Genomic DNA, 23,108 nt, shown 5'->3' on the forward strand with positions numbered 1-23,108 from the left:
GGATTTGTCCAGCGAACTGCTAATAATAAGTGTTCGCTTCGGGAAATAAGGGGTTCCCGCCAATATGAAGTGGGCGCGGCAAGCGCCACCCTTGCAAAAGGAAGCGCGCTCGAAGGCGCGATGCACGAATGTCCCACGCGACCGTGAACGGCGATAAGACGTGGGAATGAAATGGAGAGAAACAACATGGGATCTGCCATGTCACAATCGACTGCGCCCGAAAACGGGAATACGACACCTGATGAGAGCGCGAAAGCCGAGGAACGCAAGAGCTCGGCCGCGCAGCCCGCGATGAAGGCGCGCGTGGACGTCAAGCATCCGAACCTGACGATGCTGGGGCTTTACCTCGGCGCGTTCCTGGGCATGCTCAGCGAGACCGCGATGAACATCGCGCTACCCGACCTGATGACGAGCTTCCACATCGGCTCCGGCACCGCGCAGTGGATGGTGGTGGGCTACATGCTCGTCATCGGCATCGTGCTGCCGTTCACCAGCCTGCTGCTGAAGTGGATTCCCTCGAAGCCGCTGCTCATCTTCGCGCTGGCGATGTTCTTCGTCGGCTCGCTGGTCTCCGGCTTCGCGCCGGGCACCTCCTTCGCCGTGCTGCTCGCTGGCCGCATGATTCAGGGCATCTCGACCGGCCTGGTGCTGCCGATGATGTTCTCGGTCATTCTCGAGGTCTTCCCACTCAACAAGATTGGCGCGGCCATGGGTACCGCCGGCCTCGTGGTGATGTTCGCCCCGGCCATCGGCCCGACCCTCGCCGGCGCGCTCATCGGAGCGTTCTCGTGGCGCGCGATTTTCTTCTTCTTCGCCGTCATCGCGTTGGTCGCTCTTGTGTGCGCCTCGATCTGGATGGTCAACGCCTATAAGCTCACCAAGCCGCATATCGACGCGCTTTCGTGCATCACCTCCATCCTCGGTTTCGGCGGCTTCGTGCTCGGCGTGAGCCTCATCAGCGACTTCGGCTTCTCGCTGCCGGTCATCGCGATCCTCGTCGTCGGCGTCCTGGCCATCGCCTGCTACAGCTACCGCCAGCTGCATATGGATAACCCGGTCATCGACCTGCACGCGCTGGGCATCCAGCAGTTCACCGTCGGCGCCCTGATCGTCATGATGAACTTCGGCATTACGCTGGCCACCATGTACCTCATGCCCCAGGAGCTGCAGAACGGCCTCGGCGTGAAGGTGGCGCTCACCGGCCTGGTGATGCTGCCCGGCGGCGTGGTCAACGCGGTGGTCTCCATGTTCGCCGGCCGTCTCTTCGACATCGTCGGACCCAAGTGGCTCGTGCGCGGTGGATTGGTGCTCTCCATGATCGGCGTCGTCCTGCTGATGCTGGCAGGCCCGTCGACTTCCGTGGCGTTCGTCATCTTCGCGCATGTCATCCTGATGATCGGCATTCCGATGGCCATGAGCCCGGCCCAGTCCTCGGCCCTCGCCTCGCTGCCGCAGCATCTTTCGACCGACGGCTCCACCATCCTCAACACCATGCAGCAGGTCGTCGGCGCGGTCATCACCGCCGTCGCCACAATCCTGCTCGGCGCGGGCCAGGCGGCCTCGCACTCGGGCGGCAAGGCCATGGCCTTCGTCACCGGGTCGCGCTGGGGCTTCACCTTCGCGCTGGCGCTCGCGGTCATCGCGTTCCTCATCTCGTTCGGCCTGACCAAGCAGACCAAGACGGAGGACGCGTCGAAGCGATGACGATTTAGGGAGAGTCGCCGCACAAGTCGGTAGATAGGTTTTCAGGAATGGCCATTTTAAGCCAATCTCAAAAACCTATCTACCGACTTGTGTTTTATCGAGGCCGTCTTGCGGCCCTTTGACCGACCCTTCGCCGACTTTCCCTGCCGTCCCTCCACTAGAATGAGCCCTATGAGCGCATCCGTTTCCCTGACCACACCCGTCTCCTCGCTGATACCCAATAAGCGGCGGGTGAGCGCGCTCAAATCGCTCGGCGTGGTGAGCGTGGGCGACGCGTTGACCTATTATCCTTTCCACGTCACCGAACCCGTGCCGTTGCGGGCCATCCGCGAGGCGAGGCCGGGCGTGCCGATGGCGTTCGCGGCGGTGGTCCGCTACCTGCGGGTGGTGCCGATGGGCGGCCGACGTGGGTACCGCCTGGAGGCCGTCGTCGACGATTCGGCCTTCGCGGCCTCGCGCCAGGTCGGCGGGTCCACGTGTCGGCTGGTCTTTTTCTCGCACAAGAAGCCGTATATGGACTGGATGAGCGGCAGGCTGCGGCAGGGCGCGGACGTGGTGCTCGCCGGCGCGCCCAGCGAGTTCAACGGGCAGTTGCAGTTCACCCATCCCGAGGTGCTAACGGTGTTGCCTGAAGGGGCGGGCGTGTTCGGCGATCCGGCGGCGGCTTCAGCGCCGGGTTCCGCAAGTGCTGGCGAAGGTTCGTTAGGAGATATTTCCAACCAAACCACCGCGCAACCGTCTTCGTCGGCTAGCGTGTCAACCACCGTTGGTGCTCCAGCTTCGCATTCCCAGCTGGCCCAACCCGCCGCCAACGCCCTGAGATATGACGCCGACACCGCCTACGAGGCCCTGCAGCACGTGTGCAGGCCGCGCCCGGTCTACCATGCCAGCTCGCGCATCTCCAGCGAGCACATCCATGAATCCATCGATGCCATGCTCGAGGCCTTGCGCACGAGCGGTCAGGCCGCCTCCGGCGACACTGATCCCACGCTCGCACTGCGTGCGGTGATTCCCGACATCCTGCCGCAAGACGTCATCGAGGCCAAGGGGCTGCTGCACCGCGCCGACGCGTTCGCCGCGATCCATGAGCCGCAATCGACCAAGGAGTTCCGCCACGCCATCGAGACGCTGCGCTACGAAGAGGCGTTCGTCTCGCAGATTTCGGTGCTCCAGGCCCGCGAGACCTCGCGCGAGGCCGACGCCCTGGTGTGCCGCGATTCCCCGCTGCGCGACCGGTTCATCGACTCGCTGTCGTTTGAGCTGACGGACGGCCAGCGCGACGTCATCGGCGACATCTGCAAGGACATGGGGCGTGCCTACCCCATGCAACGACTGCTGCAGGGCGAGGTGGGCTCCGGCAAGACCGTGGTGGCGCTCGCGGCCATGCTCCAGGCCGTCGGGGCCGGCTATCAGGCCGTGCTGGTGGCGCCTACGCAGGTGCTTGCCGAGCAGCATTACCAGACGATCTCCGGCATGATGGCGAAGCTGGGAGCCGGCTCAGATGACGGCGAGGATAGCAAAGTCGGCAAAGGCGAAGGCGGTAAGGCCGCTAAAACCGACGATAATAACGCCGATCCCAAAGATGACGATACGGCGAACAACACCCCTGTACCGGTGACGCTCCTGACCGGAGGCATGAAACTCGCGGCCCGTCGCCGCGCGCTCGCCCAGGCCGCCAGTGGCACGCCGGGCATCATCATCGCCACCCACGCCGCTTTCTCCAAGACCTTCCAAGCACCAAACCTGGCCCTCGTGGTCATCGACGAGCAGCACCGCTTCGGCGTCGAGCAACGCGAGATCCTGCGCGAGAAGGGCGAGAAAACGCCGCATCTGCTGGTGATGACGGCCACGCCGATTCCGCGCAGCGCCGCGATGACGTGGTTCGGCGACCTCGACATCTCCTGGCTCACCGAGCTGCCCGGCGGGCGCAAGCCGATCCGCACGTTCATCGTGCCCGAGGCCGACGGCACCATGATGAGCCAGATGTTCGTGCATATCAGGCGGCGCATCGACGCGGGGGAGCGCGCCTACATCGTCTGCCCGCGCATCGACCAGGACGAGGATGCCGAGGCTGACGGCAAGGCGCAAGCTCGCAAACGCCGTGATGGAGAGACCGAGGATGATTTCGTTGAGGTGACGGGTCTGGCCATGGCGGACGACGACGGCACGCAAGCCGAACCCAAGCCGCCGCTGCACGCGGTCGACGAGATCGCCCACCGGCTTTCGGCCCTGCCGCAGTTCCAAGGCATTCGATTCGCCACGCTGACCGGTCGTGACGACGACGAGACCAAACGCCATGTGATGGCCGATTTCGAATCCGGCAAGACGCCTGTGCTCGCGGCCACCACCGTTATCGAGGTTGGTGTTGACGTTCGCCAGGCCAGCTGCATCACGATTTTCGACGCCGACCGATACGGACTCTCGCAGTTGCACCAGCTGCGTGGTCGTGTGGGCCGTGGCGGCACGGATTCCTGGGCGTTCTTGGTCTCGCGGGCCGAGTCGGGCAGCATCGCCGAACAACGTCTGCAGGTCATCGCGGGCACGCTCGACGGCGCCGAAATCGCCAAGGCCGACCTCGAGCTGCGTGGCGCGGGCGACGTGCTGGGCGACGCGCAATCCGGCGGCAAGTCGGGGCTCAAGCTGCTTCGTGTGGTCAAGGACGAGAAGATGATCGCCGATGCCCGCAAGCGCGCCGAGGCGTTGCTCGAGGACGACCCCACGCTCAAGGGGCAGGTGGAGCTCGCCGGGGCCGTCCTCGATTTCACGCGCGGTGGTGAGTCGCAGATTCTCAGCAACTGAGCCGCAATAGCCGCAGTAACCACATGCCAATGTTTGTTGCGGCACTGGATTGATTTGTGCGTCGACTCCGCCTATCAGCCTCGCGGGCTAAAGTGTCGCGTATGCGTGTGATTTCAGGGCGATTCAAGGGCTTCGAGCTGGCCAAGGCGAAGCCGGGCACCCGGCCGACCACCGACCGGACCAAAGAGGCCATCTTCTCCAAGCTCGATTCGTGGGGCGTGCTCGATGACACCCGCGTGCTCGACCTGTTCGCGGGCACCGGAGCCTTGGGCATCGAGGCGCTTTCACGCGGCGCCAACGAGCTGGTGGCCGTGGAGTCGGCCGGCCAGGCTTCCGCGTTGATCGCCAAGGCCTTGGAATCGTTGAAACGCCAGCGCGGCTGGGATTCGGCGACGATGAGGGCGCGGGTGATGCGCAAGCGCGCCGAGAGAATCGCCCCGGGCTATCAGGGCCCGGCCTTCGATGTCGTCTTCGCTGATCCTCCTTACGCGCTCTCGACCGAGGAATGCAATGAGCTGATAGCCAGTCTGGCCCAATCGCCGGCGATGGACGAGCGCACCGTGATGGTCTTCGAGCGCTCCACCCGTTCCGAACCGCTGGCATTGCCCGAGGGCTGGCGCGTGGCCGACCAGCGCGATTATGGCGAGACCGCGGTCTACTACATCGACCACGAATAAGTTCGCGGTGGCGTGAGCCTGCCGGGTTAGTGGTCTAAATGTCTGGTTGCGCCGTGTTCGCCGCAAGTGATGCGTCGAAAACGCTCATATGCCCATATTTCGACGATATGAGTCAATTTGCATAAATAATATGAGGGCCATCACTGTGCGGTATTTCACAGCACCTTTGAGTGAATTCCGCTGTTCCCTTCAGCTCACGGCAAGTTAGAATCAATAGCCTTGCCTGTGCGCAGGATTTCCGCCGATGCTTTACGCCTCTTCGGACGAGAACGAGGCCGCGGCCAACCGCGGAATCCGCACAGACGTGACTTTTACTGACAAATCCCATAAGGAGAACACATGACCGACCTGATTACCACGCTGGAAGCGCGCCATTCCCAATACGTGCTGCAGGGCACCTCCCAGATTTCCGACGACGAGCTCGTCGATCTGATCAACCGCGTCACTGTCGCCGTGCCGAGCGCCTTCAACATCCAGTCCCAGCGCGTGGCCGTCATCTTCGGCGACGAGCACAAGAAGCTGTGGAACGGCATCGTCAAGGACGCCCTGCACAAGGTGGCCGCCAGCGAGGAGGCGTTCGCCAAGACCTCCGCCAAGATCGACACCTTCGCCGCCGCGCACGGCACCATCCTCTTCTTCGACGACATGGCCGGCACCCAGCAGCTTTCCCAGCAGTTCCCGCTTTACGCCGACACCTTCCCGATCTACGCCGAGCAGTCGCTGGGCATGCTGCAGATGGCCATGTGGGCCGCGCTTTCCGAGCGTGGGCTGGGCGCCTCGCTGCAGCACTACAACCCGCTGATCGACGACGCGGTGCGCAAGGAGTTCAAGCTCTCCCCGAACTGGAGGCTCAGCGCCCAGATGCCCTTCGGCGATTTCGACATCGAGCACCCCACCGGCACGCTCGAGCGCATGGCCGCCACCGACCGTGTGAAGGTCTTCGGCCGCTGAACGGCCGCTGAGGGCACGCCCGCTTAGGCGGAGATACATGCGTGCCCGGGCCGCTTGGACGATACGAAACACGGCCCGAATCTACTGCAAATAAACGAGGCTCCGACAGGTTGATCCAACCGTTCGGAGCCTCGTTTATGTTATTTGCGGATTGTTATTCGCCCCTGTTCTTTAGCGCGTTCGTGTCGCGCGCCTACCGCAAAAGCCAATCCAGCGCATTCACGATGGTGATGCCCTCGGGTGTGGTGCCGGCGGAATAGGAATCCAGCGTGATCACGATTCTTGGGAACGCGTCGGTGAGCTTAAGCAGCGGTGCGAGCTCGCGTTGGCTGGTCGTCTCCTCAAGCATGCTGGCGGTCACCTGGATATACATTTTTTTGGACGCGGCCATATCGTTCTTGGTGGCGATGAAATCGATTTCCGTGTTGTCGCCAGTGCCTATCGAAACGCTATAGCCCCGCCGCCGCAATTCCATATACACCACGCATTCCAGCCGCGCGCCCAAGTCGCGGCTCGAAAAATCAGCGGTCAGGTTTCTGAACCCGACATCCACGGGGTAGAACTTGCTCAACGGACGCAGCATGGCCTTGCCCTGGATGTCCGTCTGCTCGGCACGGTAGACGAGAAAAGCCTTCTCCAGGCCTTCCACGTAGCTGTTAAGTGAGGTGGTGCTGATGCTCTCGCCCGCGCTTTTGAGGGTATTGACAACTTTTCTGGTGGAGAAGAGTGAACCGGAGGTGGCGAAGAGGAATCGGCTGACCTTCTCGAGCACTCCCAGGTTGCGTATGTTGTTGTGTTGCGCGACGTCCTTGAACACAATTGAGTCGTAGATGGATTGCAGCTCGGTGCCGACGGTCGTGGTGGTTCTCGTTTTCAGGGCGAAGAGGCCGGGCATGCCGCCGAAGCGCAGGAATTCGTTGAACAGACGTTCGGTTGTGGTGCTTCGGGCAACCGAGTCATTGGAGTCTGTGGAATCCATGGAATCCAAGGAGGTCGAAGCCGTTTTCAGGTTTGGTTCGTCGGCTTTCGAGAACGCGCAATATTCCTTGAAGGAAAGCGGATAAACGGGAATCTCCACATACCTTCCCGTCAGGTAGGTGGCAAGATCGCTGGAGAGCAGGTTGGCGTTCGAGCCGGTGATATACACGTCGGTGTTGTCGCGCGTGTGCAGTCGACGCACGATTTTCTCCCACCCGTCGATGTCCTGGATCTCATCGAGCATCACCGTCATCGGGTAGTCGCCGCTCGCATTGTCCATCGCCTTTTTGAGGTCGTCGTAGAGCGCCGCCGCGTCGTAATCAATCGGGGTGTCGAAGCTGTCGAAACGACGATAGAAGAGGTTGCTTTCCGGCACGCCCTTGGCTCGCAGGGAATCCGAAAACATCTGCAGCACCGTGGATTTCCCACATCGCCTGACCCCGATGAGGACCTTGATGGCCGGGGTGTTGCGGAACTCCTCAAGCTTCTTGAGCAGGTCGGGGCGCGCCACGTAGTGCTGTGCCTTGGAAACGGTCATATCGGTTACCTCTCGACGCTTGGCTTCAGAAGATTATGTTATTTATAAATAACATAATACCCCTAAATCAGCATTTATGTTATTTATAAATAACATTCTGGGTTGAATTGGGGGCTTACGTTATTTATAAATAACGTTTTCGGGTGGATTTGGCCGTGATAGTTAGGATTCGCTGGGTGTGAGTGGCTCGATGAGAGTGACGTGTGCTACTCGGCCACTCAGCGCGGATGGGGGCCGGAGACCTCCCAGCCCAACGACATCAGGGTCTTGCGGTCGGTCTTGTCGAGCGCCTTGCAATCGAGCTTGGCGATGAGGTCGGGGCGCAGGCGGCTGGTGTGGGCCAGCGCCTCGTCGCGGCGGAACCGGTCGACCTTGCCGTGGTCGCCGCTGGTGAGCACCTCGGGCACCGCCATGCCGCGCCACACCGCCGGTTTGGTGTATTGGTGGTGCTCCAGCAGCGCGTTCGCGCCCGTATAGGATTCCTCCACGATGGAGTCGGGGTTGCCCATGAAGCCGGGGATAAGGCGCGTGATGGCCTCGAGTATCACCGAGACGGCCACCTCGCCGCCGTTGAGCACGTAGTCGCCGATCGAGTATTCGCGCACATCCACGCCCTGGGCGCGGTAATAGCGCGGCACGCGGGCGTCATAGCCCTCGTAGCGGCCGCATCCGAAGAGCAGATGGTCCGCTTGTGAGAGTTCAGTGGCGTCACGCTGGGTGAACAGCGGCGCGGAAGGGTTGGGGAAAATCAATACAGGTTTCGGCGAAGGCTCAGAACCAGCGTCAAGTGGGTTGTCGGTTTCATTGGCACCCTGAGTTTCCGATTCTGGTTCTGGCTTTGGTGCCAGCGAGTGCCTCCGCATATTCGAATCATCATCGCTCGCGTCTGTCTCGACGCCCTCGACCTCATCGATTTCCTGCGGTTGAAGCCCAAGCAGATCGTCGAGGCATTCGGCCCAGACCTCGGGCTTCATCACCATGCCGGCCCCGCCGCCCACGGGCGTGTCGTCGACGGAATGGTGCACGTCGTGGGTCCAGTCGCGCAGGTCGTGGGCGCGCATGTCGAGCAGCCCGTGCTCGATGGCTTTGCCGAAGAGGCCGACGTTGAGCGCTTGGAAATATTCGGGGAAAACGGAGATGATGTCGATTCTCATGGTTCTATCGTAAGTGGTGGTCGTGCACTTTTCGACGTCCTCAAAAAGTGCTGTTTTGGAATGGTCTTTTTTATAAGCGTGAATACCTTGAATCCGAGCGTTCGTCGGTCTTGTGGAGCGCTCGGATGAGGATACTTTATACCCCGGGAATCAGGCCTCCGGGAGGGTCGAGTGTGAGGTAGCGGCCGTCCAGATCGATGTCGGGCACCAGCTCGTCGACGAAAGGCACCAGCGCCGTCTTGATGACGTTCGCGCCCTCGCCTTGTTTGGGGTCTTTTTTATTGCCGGTATCGCTCGCCGTGGCGGACCCGAACGCCGACGATGCCGCATCGTCCGCAGGCGCGTACGACCCGTCCTTGCGTTCGATGACGGGCGTGGCCAGGCGAATCTTCAGCAGTGACTGGGCCCCGCTGTCGATCACGTCCACGACCTTGCCGACGGCTTTCCCGGCCATCGCCTCGCTGGCCCCACGCGTCGGCTGCTCGACCAGGCGCGCCCTGAGGCCAATCAGGTCCTTGGGGTACCAGGCGTCTTCCTCCGCCATCTCGTCGCGGTCGTCGGCCTCGGCGTAAAGCTCGGTGCCATTGAGCGCCTCGGCGGCCTCGCGGCTCCCGACGCCCTGCAGATGGAGAATCCAGCGGTCCTTGAACGTGCGTGAATGCGTCACGGTGTATGTGGCGGAACCGTCTTTGGAATAGAGAACCGAACCCGGAGCGAAACGACGCTCGGGCTCGTCGGTGAACGTGCGTATGGTGACCTCGCCCTTGAGCCCCTGCGCGCGTCCGATACGGCAGACCCTCAACAGTTCGAGCTGCTGAGGGTCTGAACGCTGCTGTGAGCCAACCTCACCGTTCACTTGCGGACATCCATGATGTCGACGCGGACCTTGTGGTCGGCCAGGGCCTGCACCACGGTGCGGATCGCGTTGGCGGTGCGGCCGGAGCGGCCAATCACACGCCCGATGTCCTCGGGGTTGACGCGCACCCGCAGCAGTTCGCCACGGGCGTTCTCGTGAGATTTCACCGAAACGTCATCGGGGAAATCGACGATGTTGGAGATGAGATGTTCCACAGCTTGCGCGAGCATGATTACTCAGCTTTCTCGGTTTCGGCGGTCTCGGCATCTTCGGCCTTCGCTTCCTCGGCGCCGGCCTCGTCAGCCTTGGCCTCGTCAGCGGCGGCGGCCTCAGCGGCCTTCTCGGCCTCGGCCTTGGCCTTGGCTTCGGACTGCTTGGCCTTGCGCTTCTGGGCGTCGGCCTCAACGGCCTCGACGCGGGCGGCGGCGTCAGGACCGTCTTCGGCGGTCTTGAGCGTGCCTTCGGCGCCAGGCAGACCCTTGAACTTCTGCCAGTCGCCGGTGATCTCGAGGAGCTTGCGGACCGGGTCGCTCGGCTGTGCGCCGACGCCCAGCCAGTACTGCACGCGCTCGGAATCGATCTTGATCATTGAAGGCTGCTGGTTCGGATCGTACAGGCCGACCTCTTCGATCGACTTGCCGTCGCGCTTCTTGCGCGAGTCCATCACGACCACACGGTAAAAGGCGTAGAACTTCTTACCCATGCGCTTCAAACGAATCTTGGTAGCCATTGTGGCTCTCCTTGTTACTTGAGTTGCCGGCCTCCACCCGTGTGTGGGGCACACGAACGTCGGTCTGCGCGTTCCTCATGGCCTACGGGTTTGAGAGGGCCCCGCACCCATGAATAACTTTTCAACTATAGCGCGTCGGCTGGATAGGGCTGGTATGGCGTTTGAAGGGAGTGAACGGCCTCAAGAAAAGCGCTCCAAACGCGCGACTTTGTCTGCGTGATCTTTGATTTGCGGGTCCCGCGCGACCTCCGTCAGCATGGCGTCTGTGCCCGCGCTTTTACCGATCCTCGAATATCGCGTGCTCGAACTGCGCGTCGATGTGGTGCTTGATAAGCATGACCTTCTGGCCCTTGAGCCGGTGGTTGTTGTCGTCGCCGAGCAGGGCCACCCCATGGTGCGGGCCGAGCGGGAACAGCGTACCGAACGGCTTGAAATCAAGGTTGACGGGCTCGGTGCCGTTGATGCGGGCGATGATGTTCTTGGCGGCGACCTCGCCCTCGGCGATGGCGATCTGCGCGCTGGCCGGGTAGAGGTGGCCGGTCTCCGGGTTGGGGATCGCGGAGACGTCGCCGATCACGAACTCCTCGGGATGCTGGTAGACGGATGTGTCGTCCTCGACGACCACCCTGTTGCGCTTCTGGTCGTAGCCCGAATCCTTGATGACGTGGCTGCCCGACACCCCGCCGGTCCAGACGAGCGTGCTGCCGCGGAACGAGGCCTTGTCGGTGACCACAAGCCCCGGGGCCATCTCGACGACGCGGTTGTTGTTGTGGAAGGCGACGCCTTGGTTCTCGAGGTATTTGACCACCCAACGCACCAGCTGGGCGTCGAAGTCCGGCAGGATGACCGGCTCGGGGTTGATGCAGTCGACATGCACCTTCTTGGCCGGGAAGTCGAAGCGCTTGGAGAGCGCGGGCAGCTGGCCCAAGAGTTCGGCGATGAAGACGACGCCGGTGAAGCCCGCCCCGCACACCACGAAACTCAGGTCGTCGGGGTTGCCGCTGAAACGATAGTTGCCCAGGGCCCGCTCGATATGCTTTCGGGCCTGGCGAGCGGTTTGGATGTCGACGCAGGTCAGCGCGTTCTCCTTGACGCCGGGGATGCCGAAGGTCTCGGCCTCGAAGCCCAGCGCGTTGACCAGGTAGTCGTAATGTCTCGGCGGAACGTTGGCGAAATGGACGGTCTGGGCCTCCTGGTCGACCCGCACCACCTCGTCGATGATCAGATGCACCCTCGGGCTGACGACCTCCTGCAGGGCGAAGGAGATCTCCTTGGCGTCCTTGGTGCCGCAGGCGACTTGATGCAGCAAAGCGGCGTGATAGTGGTACGGGTACTTGTTGACCAGGGTGATGCGCGCGTCTAGATTGGCGTGCGCCAACACCTTGGCCGCCCGCAGCCCGGCATAGCCCGCGCCGAGGATAAGGATCTGTTTCATCGCCTGTGCTCTTTCACTGGGACACGAAAACTTGGATGTGCATCTTTGTTTTTCGTTCGTTATTCCAGTATAAAACTATCGTTGCACTAAACTCGCTACGATGTAAAAGTTATTGGGCATCAAACGATTTAGAATATTTTTGTCTTGATAATTAGACAAAGGGTTATGCAAGCGTCAATTAAAATGACTCCGCTTAGGGCGAAATATGGTTGATGGGTTTTAGATCGCGAGCGTTTGGCCGTGCCCGGACCGAGGCTTGGTGAATTCCGGTCGTGGCAGCGAAAAGGGCCACGGGCGCGAACCCGTGACCCTTTTGAAAAGTCTTTATTGAAGCTCTAGGCGAGCAACCCGCACTAGGCGCAGGCGGAGGACGTCTCGAAGCTCGCGAGGATCTTGTCGAACTCCTCGTTGACCTCCTGCAAGGTGACCTCCTGCTCCACCCCTTCGCTGGCGGCGTCGAGCAATTTCTGCGTCGCCCAGTCCTTGACGGGCATCTCCTCGAGGGCCGCGGCCCGTTTCACGAGGGTGAGCTGAGTGTGGGTGAGAGGAATGGTGAATTGAATGTCTGCATTTTGTGTTTCGTTCATAATTTCCTTCTTTGCATTCGACATTGAATCCGTACTTTTAGTATCGTTTCAAGCCGTCTACATGGCAACCAACAGGACACAATATGGACATCGCGAGAGCTTGTCAATATCAGGGCTTGTTTTGTCTATTTTCTTCATGGAGAGCGAACGGTTTTGCGGCCTGTGAAAGGTGGTCGCGCGTGGTGACAGGACAGGCCTGGCGGAGTGTTTTGGGCGGGTGTGTTGGCGCTCGGAATTGTTGATGGATGGGGCCGGGTCTGTCTAATTACTGAAGTGCCGCGAGATGGGCGCAGGTCGGCATAGACCGGTGCGGAACGCCAAGTGAAGGAACGATGAAAACGTGGATATCGGGTGTGGGCTTCGCCGATGCCACGAATCTTTACATTTGATGACGCACAGTGGAATTTATCAAACAATGTCGATTTGGTCGTTGCCGGGTGACGTGCCTCATGCTCGGCTGGCGAGGCCCGACGATGGGCAGTGAGGGGAGTCGCCCGATGGATGAGCGCTATGGCCGCCAAGCGACGGGTGCTGGCTATCCGTCGGCGGGTCAGCCAGCCCCGCAAGGCGCGTATGGGCCCGACGGCGCCGCGCATACCGAGAATCGTCCAGGTGACGGTGTGGCCCTTCGCGGCTGGAAGCCACGGAGCTTGAAGGAAGCTCTTGAGCTCGTCGCCACAGCTTGCGTGCTCGTCGCTCTTTGCCTGTTCGCGTTTGGTCATTTCTTCCCGGTTCTTCTGTTGGCGCATGCCTGCCTGAATTTGGGGATCATCGCCTTCAACCTGTGCGGCGTGGCGGTTGTTTTGGTGGTTGTCGCCTTCGTTGTGGCCAGCGTGGCGCCGCAAAAGAACGCAAAACCGTTCTCTCGATTGCCCCACTGGGGCCGAGTGATCGCGTGGATATTGGTGTGGGCGATGGGCGCGGTGTGGTTGCTCGGGTCGCTCTTCGCGGTTCGGGTTCCCCGCTATCAGATTCTCGATTCCGCCGACGGGCCGGGCTGCCGTGTGGTGGTCGCCTATACGGGAGTCGCCGATGAGGACATCATGCATGGCAGCACCTATGGCTATCGCGCATATGTGGGTGAGCCGGGGTCGGTGCTTCTGCGCGACACCCATATCCGTTGGTCGGGTTTCAAGGCGCGGGACACGTTTCGAATCGTCTGGCGCGACGGGGAAAGCCATATCAAGTCGCCTGATGACTCGATGCTGACCGAGACTTCGACTTTCGAGAACAACAAGGATTATCGCCCGCCGGCCATCACCTGCGACGCGACGTAAAGTGACGGCTTTGTCTTGTGTGAGGCTGAATTGAGTAGTTGGGTCGGTTGGAATGGTTGGTTGGCTTCGTGTCGGTCAATGAAAGGAGGTTCATCGCAATGACCATGGGAAATCAGACGCCGGGCGCGGATATGGGCTATCTTCAGCGCGGCGACACCCAAGAGGAGATATGGCGACGCGACGGCTCGCCGAACCTCAGTGGCAGGCCGACGGCGCTTCAGTGGATCAGGTTCATTATGCCTTGGATGTGGGTGCTGAGTCTGGTGGCGACGATCGTCTCCTGCCAGCTCAATGTTGCCTCCCCGCAGTTTTGGGCGGACACCGACGGTTGGGGCGTGCCGATCTGCGTGCCGCTTCTGATCTTGACCTTGGCGCTTGTGGCTCTTTCGGGTTTGCTGTGTTTCTCGACCCCCGCGTTGCATCTTGAGCAGGTGCCTATGTGGCCACGTGCCGGGGATTGGGGCAATAACATCGCGTTGGCGCTCCTCTATATGCTTATCATCCTGTTTTTCATTGGCATTCCGGTATTGCTGAGTTCGTGAGACCGGTCGGTGACATTGCCGGGATGATTCAGGCAGCGAGGAGGACGAGAAAATGGGGAAGACGATGAGCGGGGATGGTTTGGTGCCGAGCGGCGCTTCTGGTCGTGTTGGCGTGAATGATGCCGAGATGGTGCAGGCCGGTCAGGTTGCCGTGTCTGCTGGATATTCGACGCAGACAAGCAATGGTGCGGCGAAACCGGCCAATCCGCGAATGGCAGCGAAAATGCATAAGAGAAAGCGTTTGCGCTCGATATTGCGGTGGATCGCGGTGGCGGCGTGCGTGCTTGCGTTTTGCAAGTTGGTGGTAAGCATGACCGCCGATTATGAAGTCGTGATTCTGGGTTGGGTGGCCATGCCCGAACAGGTGGTTTTCGCGTTGTTCGCGGTGGCGGTGGTGTCGTTGCTCGCCAGCGCGTTGCTGGTCGTCTATCCGGATGCTGATGACAGCCCGGAGGCGAGGCGCTGGGACTGGTCGTCGTTGGCGTCGTTCGGCGAGGCGGTGTTGGTGGTGATCTTGGCTGTGGAGCCTGTGTTCCTGACTTTGCTTCTGGGTGAGGGCGGCCGGTTCGCGACGGCGAGTCCGCGTGGCTGCCATGCGGTGGTGACGAGATCTGGATGGGCGGACGAATTCGACAATCTGGATATACAGCGGCCTTATTCCACAACCACCAATCCCGTCAAGGCACGGTGGAAATCGGATTCCGCGCTGAGCGAGGGCAAAGGCATTACGGACTCGTATGCGGTCTCATGGAAGGATGGCAAGCTGTATATGCGGCCTCTATATCAGGACAGCGTGCTGGAGGTCGACGGCGACAAGGCTCCTTTGAGCACGGGAATAGAGGTGCCGCGGGAATGCTTTTAGAATCTCCTATTTGCCGTCTATGACCCCGGAATCAATTTTGCAGGTGTAAAGGGCCTGCGTCTCAACGGTTGTGGTGGGCAGTGAAACGGCGCAAGGGGATGGCGGTGAGCAGGGCTGTGAGGGTGGCGAAGGCTATGAGGGCGCCAAGGCGGAGCATGGAGGCGTGGGTGCCGCCGGTCAGTGGGAGCGCGGTCAGCGGCAGGCTGAGTTTGGTGGTGTCCGCGGGGCCGTCGTAGCCGGAGTGAGTCGTAGCGATCGCGCTGACTTCGCCGTCGCCGTGGCCCTTCGACTCGGAAGCGGGCAGGGTCCAGTTGCCGTCGGCGTCGCTGGTCGTGGTGCTGGTGCGTCTGTCGGGCCAGGTGACGGTGATCTTGGTGCCCGCGGGGGAAGGCGATCCGCCTGGGCCTGCGGTGACGGTGCCACCCACTGCCTGGCCCGCGATGTAGGTGGGGTGCGTGAACTTGGCGACGGGCAGGAGCGTCCAACGCACATAGAGGGTGGTGTCGCCGGCGGGCATGTAGAACGTGTCTCCGGGTTGGAAGCTCTGGCCGGTGCCGTCGTTCTTGGTGTTCCAAGCGTCAGGCGCGTAGCCGTCGCGGGTGAGCCCTGTGAACTGGGGCGCGGTGGTCTTCTCGTCGGTGAACCCGGTGACGTCGTCGACCGAGCCCTCGCCTCCGTTGGCGTCGAGTTTGAGCGTGTTGGGCACTTGCATGATGTATATGCCCGCGGCGCCGCCTTCCTGTCTGGTGTCGGCCGCGAGCGCTGCGCCTGTCCCGATTGTGGTTTCCGAGGAAGCCGTCTGCGAGGGCGCGGTAATCGGCGTGTTCTTCCTTACCCAGGTTCCGGTGGTAACCCCGTTAAAAGCGCTATCTGCCAGTTTGGTGTTGTTGCCGATGGTGAGATTGTTCAGATGCGTCGGCAGCATGGACATCATAGTTGCAGGGCTGTTCGCCTTGTGGGTGTCCCAGCCGGAGAGGTCGAGTGTGGCGAGCTTGCCCGTGTCGCAGAACATACTGCTCATGTCGGTGACGTTGCTGGTGTTCCAACCGGTGGTGTTGAGCGTCGTGAGTTTTTGGGCATAGTAGAACATGGCGCTCATGTCGGTGACGCTGTGGGTGTCCCAGCCGGAGAGGTCGAGCGTGGTGAAGCCGCTGGCCTGGTAGAACATCCAGCTCATGTCGGTGACGTGGCCGGTGTCCCAGCCGGTGGTGTTGAGTGTGGCGAGTTTGTTGGTGTTGCTGAACATGCCGCCCATGTTGGTGACGCTGTGGGTGTCCCAGCCGGAGAGGTTGAGTGTGGTGAGGTTGCCGGCGCTGTGGAACATTCTATACATGTTGATGACGTGGCTGGTGTCCCAGTGGGTGCCGTGGTGGGTGAGGTTGAGTGTGGTGAGGCCATAGGCGCCGTCGAACATGTTGCTCATGTCGGTGACGCTGTGTGTGTCCCAGTTGGAGATTTCGGGTGTGGCGAGGCTGCTGGCATAGTAGAACATGTTGCTCATGTCGGTGACGTTGCCGGTGTTCCATCCGGCTGTTTCGAGCTCGGTGAGTCTGTTGGCTTCGTAGAACATGCTTTTCATGTTGGTGACGTTGTGGGTGTCCCAGTTGGTGGTGTTGAGCGTGGTGAGATGGCTGGCATAGTAGAACATGTTGCTCATGTCGGTGACGTTGCCAGTGTCCCAACCGGCTGTGTCCACTGTGGTGAGGCTGCCGGCGCCGTAGAACATTTTGCTCATGTCGGTTACGCTGTGGGTGTCCCAGCCGGAGATTTGGAGTGTGGCGAGGTTGCTGGTGTTGGCGAACATGTTGCTCATGTTGGTGACGTTGCTGGTGGGCCAGCCGGAGAGGTTGAGTGTGGTGAGTCTGTAGGCGCCGTTGAACATGTTGCTCATATTGGTGACGCTACTGGTGTTCCAGTGGGTGTCGTGGTGGGTGAGGTTGAGTGTGGTGAGGCCGCTGGCGCCGTTGAACATGCCGGTCATATTGGTGACGCTATGCGTGTCCCAGTCGGAGATTTCGAGTGTGGCGAGATTGCCGGTGTTGTTGAACATGTAGCTCATGTCGGTGACGTTGCCGGTGTTCCAGTTGGCTGTGGCGAGTGTGGTGAGTTTGTTGGCACCGTAGAACATCCTGTTCATGTTGGTGACGCTGTGGGTGTTCCAGTTGGCTGTGTCCACTGTGGTGAGGCTGCTGGCGTTGGTGTAGTTGGTGGCGGTGTCGAACATGCTGCTCATGTCGGTGGCGTTGCCGGTGTTCCAGTTGGCTGTGTCCACTGTGGTGAGCTGGCCGTCCCCGGAGAACATGCCACTTGGGGCGGCCCGCTGGAGGGTTAGGCTCGAGCCGGCGGCCATGCTCAGTGATTTAAGGGCACCCATGCTGGAGAACAGGCCGTTATTACCGAGTTGCGGCGCGGTGGCGTCGATGGCCAGTGCACCCTCGATGCTGATCTGGGTGATGTTGTCGCGATATGTCGGGTCGGTGGTCCAAGGGATGTTCGCGGTCGTGGCATTGGGCCGGATGTCGGGGGACGTGCCGGCGCTCAGGTGCAGGGTGCATTCGCCGTTCGGGTCGCTGGTGACCGACCAGTTGCTTGTGCCCCAAGGGGTCGAAGCCTGTGGGGTGCAGGTGCCTTGTGTGGAGGGGAGAGCCGGGGCGGGTGCTTGGCTTTTCTCCCAGATCGCTGGTCCTGTGCCCGTGCCGTCGCCTTGTGCCGTCGCGCCGTTCCCGGGTGCGGGGTTGCTTTCATGATGATCCGTTGCGGTGCTGTCTTGATCGGTGCCTGCGTCCGCTGAGACGGCCGTTTCTGGTGTGGATTGGCTGGCAGTGGCGGCTTGGGGAACGATGGTGGCGGCGAGGGTAAGACATAAGAGAATTGCGAGAGTGGCTTTGCGCCGTCTCCTACCCATACTTCTGTTCCACGCTTCCTGCCGTCGACCGTCGTGCCGGCGACTACTGGTTTTGATCCCTTAGCTTTATATGCTGTTGGTATTTATTTATTTTCCGTATTACAGTGTATGACAGATTAGTGATTTTTCCAAAAGCATATTTCGTCGTTGACCGTTTATTCAGGCAGGTAGCGTCGCTCTTGTCTGGAAGCTCCGTCCTTTTTGGTTGGGCGACTAAGTGACTATTTCAGGATGGGAAGCGGGACGGGAAACGCTGTTGTGGAGTTAGCGAACTTTCAGATTGGCGAGCAAAGCAAAGTGATCACTGCCCGGGATAGCTAGGATCCGGGCCTGTGTGGCCGTGATTGCCGGGGTCGTGAGCACGTGGTCGAGCTCGAGGCGAGGCCAGCGAAGCCATGTGGGGAAGCTCGAGGCCGATTCGTGCGATACGGCCAGTCCGGCGTCGTTCAGGCCGGATTTGAGCAGGCTGCGGAAACTGGGATGGTCGGCGTTCGAGTTCAGGTCGCCCATGATGACGGTCGCGCGGGTGGGAACGGATGATGGCATTGCTTTGGCTACGGCTGCGGTCGGGACGTTCGGTTCGATGGTTGCAGTCCCCGTTCGCTCCTGCATCGACATGCTGGCGTCACGATCGCGCTCGGTTTTGGTGTTGGATGTCATGGAAGATACTGGTTCGGCAGCGAGGCCGTTTTGGTTGGCGAGCTCGCCCAGTTTTCTGATGCCATGCGACCATTCGCGGCATCCACGCATCGGGGACTTGGGGTGTGCGCTGTAAAAGGCGATGTCTCGCACGACGACGCCCGGCACGTCCGCCGCCTGGATGTCGATGGCCGAGCTCGTTTGGGCGGCGAAGGCTTCACGTGACCAGACGCCATTGAATCCGCCGTTGTCGCCTTTGCGGCTGACGCCAAGCTGGCGGTTGGGGAGCAGCGTCGCCAAGCCCGCCGCCTCAAGTCTTTCGACCAGGCCTGTGGTAAGTTCCTGGAGCGCCAAGACCGAGACGTTGTGCGCCCGCACGGCCTCGACTATGGCGTCGGCGCTCGCGTGCCCGTAACGGCAGTTGAGTGTCATGACGGTGATGTCTGTCGCCTCGACCGTTGTGGTGTCGGCTGTCGTGGTGCTAGGTCGTTCGTCGTGTTTGGTCCCCTTATTATTACACCATTTCCGGTACCACGGCGAGGCGAACAAGCCGATAAGTCCGGCCAATATCGCTGCAGCTACGGCGATTGCCCAATGACGCGAGGCAAGCGCCACAAGCAGGATAATCAGCGAGGGGATCCAAAGGAAGCGCACGAACGCGATGAGATAGGGCAGTGGGCCGTGGCCGTCGGCGCCGGCGGGCAGGAACCGCAACGCCCACCACAACGTGACGAGGCAGAGCAAGACGATGAGTGCGATGGTCAAAGCCAAGGTCATGAGGAACCGCCATTCATCGGAATACGTCGAATGAGACCCATGGTAACGTGAGCGGCTGAAGTGGCTTGAAGCAGTGTTGCCGAAACAGTGAAAGGTTGTGACGAAACGGACCCTTACGCGTTGTAAAGTGCTGTTTCGTTACTGGACTCAACATCCCTGTTATGAAACGGACTCTTATGATCAGGCAGGCGTCGTTTCTTCGCTGGAACTCATGACTCCTGTTATGAAACGGAATATTGTGTCGAGTAAGGTGCCGTTTCTTAACAGGGGTGTTGGGACATTGCTGTGAAACGGACTGTTACGTTTGATGAGGTGCTGTTTCTTCGCCGGGACTCAATTTTCCTGTTATGAAACAGTTTCTGGTTTAATCAAGTGCCGTTTCTTCACTGAAACGCCTCATGGAAGGTGCCGGTGAAGAAACGGAGATGTAGTTGCGGAAGACCCGTCAGCCGAAGAGGCCGGAGAGCCCACCGCCCAGATTCGGCGGGAGGTCGGGCATGCCGTTTTCGCCCGCGGCGCCCATGGCCTCCTGCAAACCGGCCGGAAGCGCGGGGTTCTGCGGTTTCTTGGCGAAGGCGGAGCCGCCGGACTTCTTGGACTTGCCCGAAAGCTTGTCGCGCAACGCCTTCTCCTCGGCCTCACGCTTCATCGGGTTGCCCGACCTGGACTTGCCCTTCTTCTTGCCTTTCTTGCCCTTGCGGCCCGAGCCGCCGCCCATCGATGGGCCGCCGAAGCCGGGCATGCCGCCCATGCCCTTGTTGGTCATGCGCTTCATCATCTTCGCCGCCTGCTCGAAGCGTTGCAGCAGCCCGTTGACGGCGGAGACGGTGTTGCCCGAGCCGTAGGCGATGCGCGCGCGGCGGGAGCCGTCGATGATGGAGGGGTCGCGGCGCTCGGCCGGGGTCATCGAGTTGATGATGGCTTCGGTGCGGTCGATCTCGTGCTCGTCGAGCTGCTCCAGCTCCTTGCTGTGGCTGGCCATGCCGGGAATCATGCGCAGCAGGCTCTTCATGGATCCGAGTTTGCGCACCTGCTCCAGCTGAGACATGAAGTCGTCGAGGCCGTAGGTGCCCGTCGCCATCTTCTTGGCGGACTCCATCGCCTCCTGCTCGTCGAACTCCTTCTGCGCCTGCTCGATCAAGGTGAGGATGTCGCCCATGTCGAGGATGCGGGAGGCCATGCGGTCGGGGTGGAAGACCTCGAAGTCCTTCAGGCCCTCGCCGTTGGAGGCGAAGAGAATCGGCTTGCCGGTCACGCTCGCCACCGAAAGCGCCGCGCCGCCTCGTGCGTCGCCATCGAGCTTGGAGAGCACCACGCCGGTGAAGTCCACGCCCTCATCGAACGCCTTGGCGGTCTGCACCGCGTCCTGACCGATCATCGCGTCGATGACGAAGAGGATCTCATCGGGATGCACGGCGTCGCGGATGTCACGGGCCTGCTGCATCAGATCCTCGTCGACGCCCAAGCGGCCTGCGGTATCGATGATGACCGTGTCGTAAAGCTTGTTCTTCGCGTACTCGATGGAGTCGCGGGCCACCTGCACCGGGTCGCCGCTCGTCTGGCCGGGTGCCGCCACGGCCTCGCCGCCCTCGGACTGCACGCCCTTCTCAGGGGCGTAGACCGGCACGTCCGCGCGCTCGCCGACCACCTGCAGCTGGGTGACGGCGTTCGGACGCTGCAAATCCGCCGCGACCAGCAGCGGGGTGTGGCCGGCGTCCTTGAGCCAATAGCCGAGCTTGCCAGCCAGCGTGGTCTTGCCGGCGCCTTGCAGGCCCGCCAGCATGATGACGGTCGGCGGGTTCTTGGCGAAGTTCAGCGGCCTATCGACGCCCGCGCCGAGGATGTTGGTGAGCTCCTCGTTGACGATCTTCACCACTTGCTGGGCCGGGTTCAGCGCCTGTGAGACCTCCTCGCCCAAGGCGCGCTCGCGGATGCGCGAGGTGAAGGAGCGCACCACGTCGAGCGCCACATCGGCGTCGAGCAGGGCGCGGCGAATCTCGCGGATGGTGCCGTCGATATCCGCCTCGGTGAGCTTGCCTTTGCTCTTCAGATGCTTGAACGCGTTGGAGAGCCTGTCTGTCAAAGAACTGAATGCTGCCATAATGCCTCAATCCTAGCGGTTCGTAGGGAGAAACGCCGCGTTCGCCGCATGGTGTCTGGCCTGTGGTCGTGGTCGTTTGTGTAATTCCCCACATCTAGTATGCTGTCGTTCAGTTGTTGTTTAGCAACGGGGCGGCGAAGGTCGCGTTCACGCAAGGTCGGGCAAATATGAAAAGCGCTCAGCATCGGCATCGCAACGCCGTGATGGTGGCCGTGGTGGTTGTGGTCGCGCTGGTGCTTGGGTTCGCCATCGCCTACCGACCGGCCTATAGGTATTATCGCCAGGCCGTCTCGCAATGCATCGAATGGGGCAATTCCTTCCGAATCGAGGAGGACCATTTCGAAGCGGAGCTGAAGGCCGACGCCGATCTGATCAGCCGTGCCGATGCCTCTTTCCCCAAATACATGGATGCCTTGCCCACAAGCACCATTTCGGACGCCGAACGTATGCTCGACGAGATGAATTCCGAAGGTCTGATCGGCTCCCCGTCGACTCATCAGCGGGCGCAGGCCAACTGCTCGTCAGACCGCCTGCCCACCCAGTTGCGTCAGGAAGGTGGCAATTTCAAGGTCGATACCCGCGAGGCGCAGGGGACGATTTCGAAACTCGATGACGAGTTCAAGCCGTTCCGGATGGTGCTTTTCGACGACGACCTCAACGAGACCGCGCTGATGCGGACGCAGGTGGTGGCCGTCGTTGCCGGGGTCAACGGGTTGTACGACGAATCCAAGGGATTGGTGGCCGATGAGGGGCTCAGGGGCAAACTGGCCAGCGAGATCGCGCGGGTGCGTGGTGATGTCAACGACATGGCGATCCGGTATTCGCAATATGTGAAGGACCAGGACGCGCTTTACAAGGCCGCCGACGCCGTGGTCGCCTCGCGCAACAAGAAAGAGGGCATCGATTGCGGCCACCAGCGTTGCGTGGCGCTGACCTTCGACGACGGGCCCAACCCGAAGACCACCCCCGAGCTCTCGTCCCTGCTGCGCTCGCGCGGCGCCCATGCCACGTTTTTCATCATGGGCGGCAACGCCATGCCCGACAAGTCGTCCATCGCCAGCTCGGCGCACCGCCTCGACACCCCCATCGGCAGCCACACATGGAGCCACGAGGACCTGCCGAAGATCATGAAACAGAACGACGAGGCCCAGCAGCTCGACGCGACCAACAAGGCGATTCTCGACGCGACCGGTCACGTGCCCAACCAGGTGCGTCCGCCGCACGGGGCCGTCGACGAGGCGAGCCGCACCTATATCGGCCAGCATCTCGGTTCCTCCGTGGTGGTTTACGGCGTCGATTCCTTCGATTGGGCGAACGGCGCGACCGTGTCGTCGGTCAAGTCGAAGGTGGAGTCCGAGGTGCAGCCCGGCTCGATCGTCCTCATGCACGACGTCTACCAACACACCGTGGACGCAGTGCCGCGCATCCTCAGAGACCTCGGTTCCAAGGGCTATCGTTTCGTTACCGTGCCCGAGCTCACGGGCGAATACCCGCGCGCCGGCGTGATCTATTACGGACGCGACAACATCCTGCGGATGTAGGCCGCTTTCTGCCGTCAAAGTTTGAAGCGCGGGCTCAGGCGACGGGCAGATAAAG

18 protein-coding genes are annotated in these 23,108 nt (G+C 61.3%); 8 read left to right on the forward strand and 10 right to left on the reverse strand.

Annotated elements, in window-relative coordinates; translation table 11 throughout:
* Nucleotides 1–198: 198 nt before the first annotated feature.
* The 4 genes from OZY47_RS01240 (at nucleotide 199) to OZY47_RS01255 (ending at nucleotide 6,131) form a co-directional block, all read left to right on the forward strand.
* Nucleotides 199–1,704 carry an MFS transporter gene (locus OZY47_RS01240; RefSeq protein ID WP_277178150.1) on the forward strand — a complete coding sequence of 502 codons (1,506 nt, stop codon included), beginning with the start codon at nucleotides 199–201 and terminating at the stop codon, nucleotides 1,702–1,704.
* Between the two features lie 171 nt (nucleotides 1,705–1,875).
* Nucleotides 1,876–4,503, forward strand: a complete 2,628-nt coding sequence (locus OZY47_RS01245; protein WP_277178151.1) for an ATP-dependent DNA helicase RecG — start codon at nucleotides 1,876–1,878, stop codon at nucleotides 4,501–4,503.
* A 101-nt stretch (nucleotides 4,504–4,604) separates the two neighbouring features.
* Nucleotides 4,605–5,180, forward strand: coding sequence for a 16S rRNA (guanine(966)-N(2))-methyltransferase RsmD (gene rsmD / locus OZY47_RS01250; protein ID WP_277178152.1), 576 nt, complete (start codon nucleotides 4,605–4,607; stop codon nucleotides 5,178–5,180).
* A gap of 339 nt (nucleotides 5,181–5,519) precedes the next feature.
* On the forward strand, nucleotides 5,520–6,131 hold the full coding sequence (locus OZY47_RS01255) for a nitroreductase family protein (RefSeq protein ID WP_277178153.1): 612 nt from the start codon (nucleotides 5,520–5,522) through the stop codon (nucleotides 6,129–6,131).
* 193 nt (nucleotides 6,132–6,324) lie between these two features.
* Here the strand turns inward: OZY47_RS01255 and OZY47_RS01260 are convergent, their stop codons facing one another.
* From OZY47_RS01260 to OZY47_RS01290, 7 genes are all read right to left on the reverse strand, one after another.
* Nucleotides 6,325–7,647 (reverse strand): ATP-binding protein, encoded by a 1,323-nt coding sequence (locus tag OZY47_RS01260; protein ID WP_277178154.1) that lies wholly within the window; start codon nucleotides 7,645–7,647, stop codon nucleotides 6,325–6,327.
* Between the two features lie 218 nt (nucleotides 7,648–7,865).
* Nucleotides 7,866–8,801, reverse strand: coding sequence for a tRNA (guanosine(37)-N1)-methyltransferase TrmD (trmD, locus tag OZY47_RS01265; RefSeq protein WP_277178155.1), 936 nt, complete (start codon nucleotides 8,799–8,801; stop codon nucleotides 7,866–7,868).
* 136 nt (nucleotides 8,802–8,937) lie between these two features.
* A complete protein-coding gene (rimM, locus tag OZY47_RS01270) occupies nucleotides 8,938–9,657 on the reverse strand; it encodes a ribosome maturation factor RimM (protein ID WP_277178156.1) in 720 nt (239 codons plus the stop codon).
* A complete protein-coding gene (locus OZY47_RS01275) occupies nucleotides 9,654–9,887 on the reverse strand; it encodes an RNA-binding protein (RefSeq protein WP_277178157.1) in 234 nt (77 codons plus the stop codon). Before OZY47_RS01275 ends, rimM begins: the two co-directional genes overlap by 4 nt.
* Nucleotides 9,888–9,889: 2 nt before the next feature.
* On the reverse strand, nucleotides 9,890–10,387 hold the full coding sequence (gene rpsP / locus OZY47_RS01280) for a 30S ribosomal protein S16 (RefSeq protein ID WP_277178158.1): 498 nt from the start codon (nucleotides 10,385–10,387) through the stop codon (nucleotides 9,890–9,892).
* Nucleotides 10,388–10,664: 277 nt separating this feature from the next.
* Nucleotides 10,665–11,822, reverse strand: a complete 1,158-nt coding sequence (locus tag OZY47_RS01285; RefSeq protein WP_277178159.1) for an NAD(P)/FAD-dependent oxidoreductase — start codon at nucleotides 11,820–11,822, stop codon at nucleotides 10,665–10,667.
* A gap of 353 nt (nucleotides 11,823–12,175) precedes the next feature.
* Nucleotides 12,176–12,409 carry a hypothetical protein gene (locus OZY47_RS01290; RefSeq protein WP_277178160.1) on the reverse strand — a complete coding sequence of 78 codons (234 nt, stop codon included), beginning with the start codon at nucleotides 12,407–12,409 and terminating at the stop codon, nucleotides 12,176–12,178.
* Between the two features lie 497 nt (nucleotides 12,410–12,906).
* On the opposite strand from OZY47_RS01290, the gene OZY47_RS01295 reads away from it, so the two are divergent.
* The 3 genes from OZY47_RS01295 (at nucleotide 12,907) to OZY47_RS01305 (ending at nucleotide 15,090) form a co-directional block, all read left to right on the forward strand.
* Nucleotides 12,907–13,686, forward strand: a complete 780-nt coding sequence (locus OZY47_RS01295; RefSeq protein WP_277178161.1) for a hypothetical protein — start codon at nucleotides 12,907–12,909, stop codon at nucleotides 13,684–13,686.
* Nucleotides 13,687–13,784: 98 nt separating this feature from the next.
* Nucleotides 13,785–14,228 (forward strand): hypothetical protein, encoded by a 444-nt coding sequence (locus OZY47_RS01300; RefSeq protein ID WP_277178162.1) that lies wholly within the window; start codon nucleotides 13,785–13,787, stop codon nucleotides 14,226–14,228.
* Nucleotides 14,229–14,280: 52 nt separating this feature from the next.
* Nucleotides 14,281–15,090: a hypothetical protein gene (locus OZY47_RS01305; protein WP_277178163.1), complete on the forward strand. Its 810-nt coding sequence runs from the start codon at nucleotides 14,281–14,283 to the stop codon at nucleotides 15,088–15,090.
* A gap of 61 nt (nucleotides 15,091–15,151) precedes the next feature.
* On the opposite strand, the gene OZY47_RS01310 is transcribed toward OZY47_RS01305, so the two are convergent.
* The 3 genes from OZY47_RS01310 to ffh all read right to left on the reverse strand — a co-directional run bounded on the left by OZY47_RS01310 (nucleotide 15,152) and on the right by ffh (nucleotide 21,512).
* The gene (locus OZY47_RS01310; RefSeq protein ID WP_277178164.1) at nucleotides 15,152–17,995 is read right to left on the reverse strand and encodes a BspA family leucine-rich repeat surface protein; all 2,844 of its coding nucleotides are present in this window, start codon (nucleotides 17,993–17,995) and stop codon (nucleotides 15,152–15,154) included.
* A 264-nt stretch (nucleotides 17,996–18,259) separates the two neighbouring features.
* Entirely contained in the window at nucleotides 18,260–19,411 is a 1,152-nt protein-coding gene (locus OZY47_RS01315) for an endonuclease/exonuclease/phosphatase family protein (protein ID WP_277178165.1), read from the reverse strand.
* 445 nt (nucleotides 19,412–19,856) lie between these two features.
* Nucleotides 19,857–21,512 carry a signal recognition particle protein gene (gene ffh / locus OZY47_RS01320; protein ID WP_277178166.1) on the reverse strand — a complete coding sequence of 552 codons (1,656 nt, stop codon included), beginning with the start codon at nucleotides 21,510–21,512 and terminating at the stop codon, nucleotides 19,857–19,859.
* A gap of 167 nt (nucleotides 21,513–21,679) precedes the next feature.
* On the opposite strand from ffh, the gene OZY47_RS01325 reads away from it, so the two are divergent.
* Nucleotides 21,680–23,053, forward strand: coding sequence for a polysaccharide deacetylase family protein (locus OZY47_RS01325; protein WP_277178167.1), 1,374 nt, complete (start codon nucleotides 21,680–21,682; stop codon nucleotides 23,051–23,053).
* The last annotated feature ends 55 nt before the right edge of the window (nucleotides 23,054–23,108 follow it).

The organism is Bifidobacterium sp. ESL0790 (assembly GCF_029395435.1).
Taxonomy (GTDB): domain Bacteria; phylum Actinomycetota; class Actinomycetes; order Actinomycetales; family Bifidobacteriaceae; genus Bifidobacterium.

Bases quoted from the DNA above. Each gene is read 5' to 3' on its own strand.
- OZY47_RS01290 (WP_277178160.1), bottom strand. From the start codon at position 12,409: ATGAACGAAACACAAAATGCAGACATTCAATTCACCATTCCTCTCACC.
- OZY47_RS01275 (WP_277178157.1), bottom strand. From the start codon at position 9,887: ATGCTCGCGCAAGCTGTGGAACATCTCATCTCCAACATCGTCGATTTC.
- rsmD (WP_277178152.1), top strand. From the start codon at position 4,605: ATGCGTGTGATTTCAGGGCGATTCAAGGGCTTCGAGCTGGCCAAGGCG.
- OZY47_RS01255 (WP_277178153.1), top strand. From the start codon at position 5,520: ATGACCGACCTGATTACCACGCTGGAAGCGCGCCATTCCCAATACGTG.
- rpsP (WP_277178158.1), bottom strand. From the start codon at position 10,387: ATGGCTACCAAGATTCGTTTGAAGCGCATGGGTAAGAAGTTCTACGCC.
- trmD (WP_277178155.1), bottom strand. From the start codon at position 8,801: ATGAGAATCGACATCATCTCCGTTTTCCCCGAATATTTCCAAGCGCTC.
- OZY47_RS01245 (WP_277178151.1), top strand. From the start codon at position 1,876: ATGAGCGCATCCGTTTCCCTGACCACACCCGTCTCCTCGCTGATACCC.
- OZY47_RS01260 (WP_277178154.1), bottom strand. From the start codon at position 7,647: ATGACCGTTTCCAAGGCACAGCACTACGTGGCGCGCCCCGACCTGCTC.
- OZY47_RS01240 (WP_277178150.1), top strand. From the start codon at position 199: ATGTCACAATCGACTGCGCCCGAAAACGGGAATACGACACCTGATGAG.
- OZY47_RS01325 (WP_277178167.1), top strand. From the start codon at position 21,680: ATGAAAAGCGCTCAGCATCGGCATCGCAACGCCGTGATGGTGGCCGTG.
- ffh (WP_277178166.1), bottom strand. From the start codon at position 21,512: ATGGCAGCATTCAGTTCTTTGACAGACAGGCTCTCCAACGCGTTCAAG.
- OZY47_RS01310 (WP_277178164.1), bottom strand. From the start codon at position 17,995: ATGGGTAGGAGACGGCGCAAAGCCACTCTCGCAATTCTCTTATGTCTT.
- OZY47_RS01295 (WP_277178161.1), top strand. From the start codon at position 12,907: ATGGATGAGCGCTATGGCCGCCAAGCGACGGGTGCTGGCTATCCGTCG.
- OZY47_RS01305 (WP_277178163.1), top strand. From the start codon at position 14,281: ATGGGGAAGACGATGAGCGGGGATGGTTTGGTGCCGAGCGGCGCTTCT.
- OZY47_RS01285 (WP_277178159.1), bottom strand. From the start codon at position 11,822: ATGAAACAGATCCTTATCCTCGGCGCGGGCTATGCCGGGCTGCGGGCG.
- OZY47_RS01315 (WP_277178165.1), bottom strand. From the start codon at position 19,411: ATGACCTTGGCTTTGACCATCGCACTCATCGTCTTGCTCTGCCTCGTC.
- OZY47_RS01300 (WP_277178162.1), top strand. From the start codon at position 13,785: ATGACCATGGGAAATCAGACGCCGGGCGCGGATATGGGCTATCTTCAG.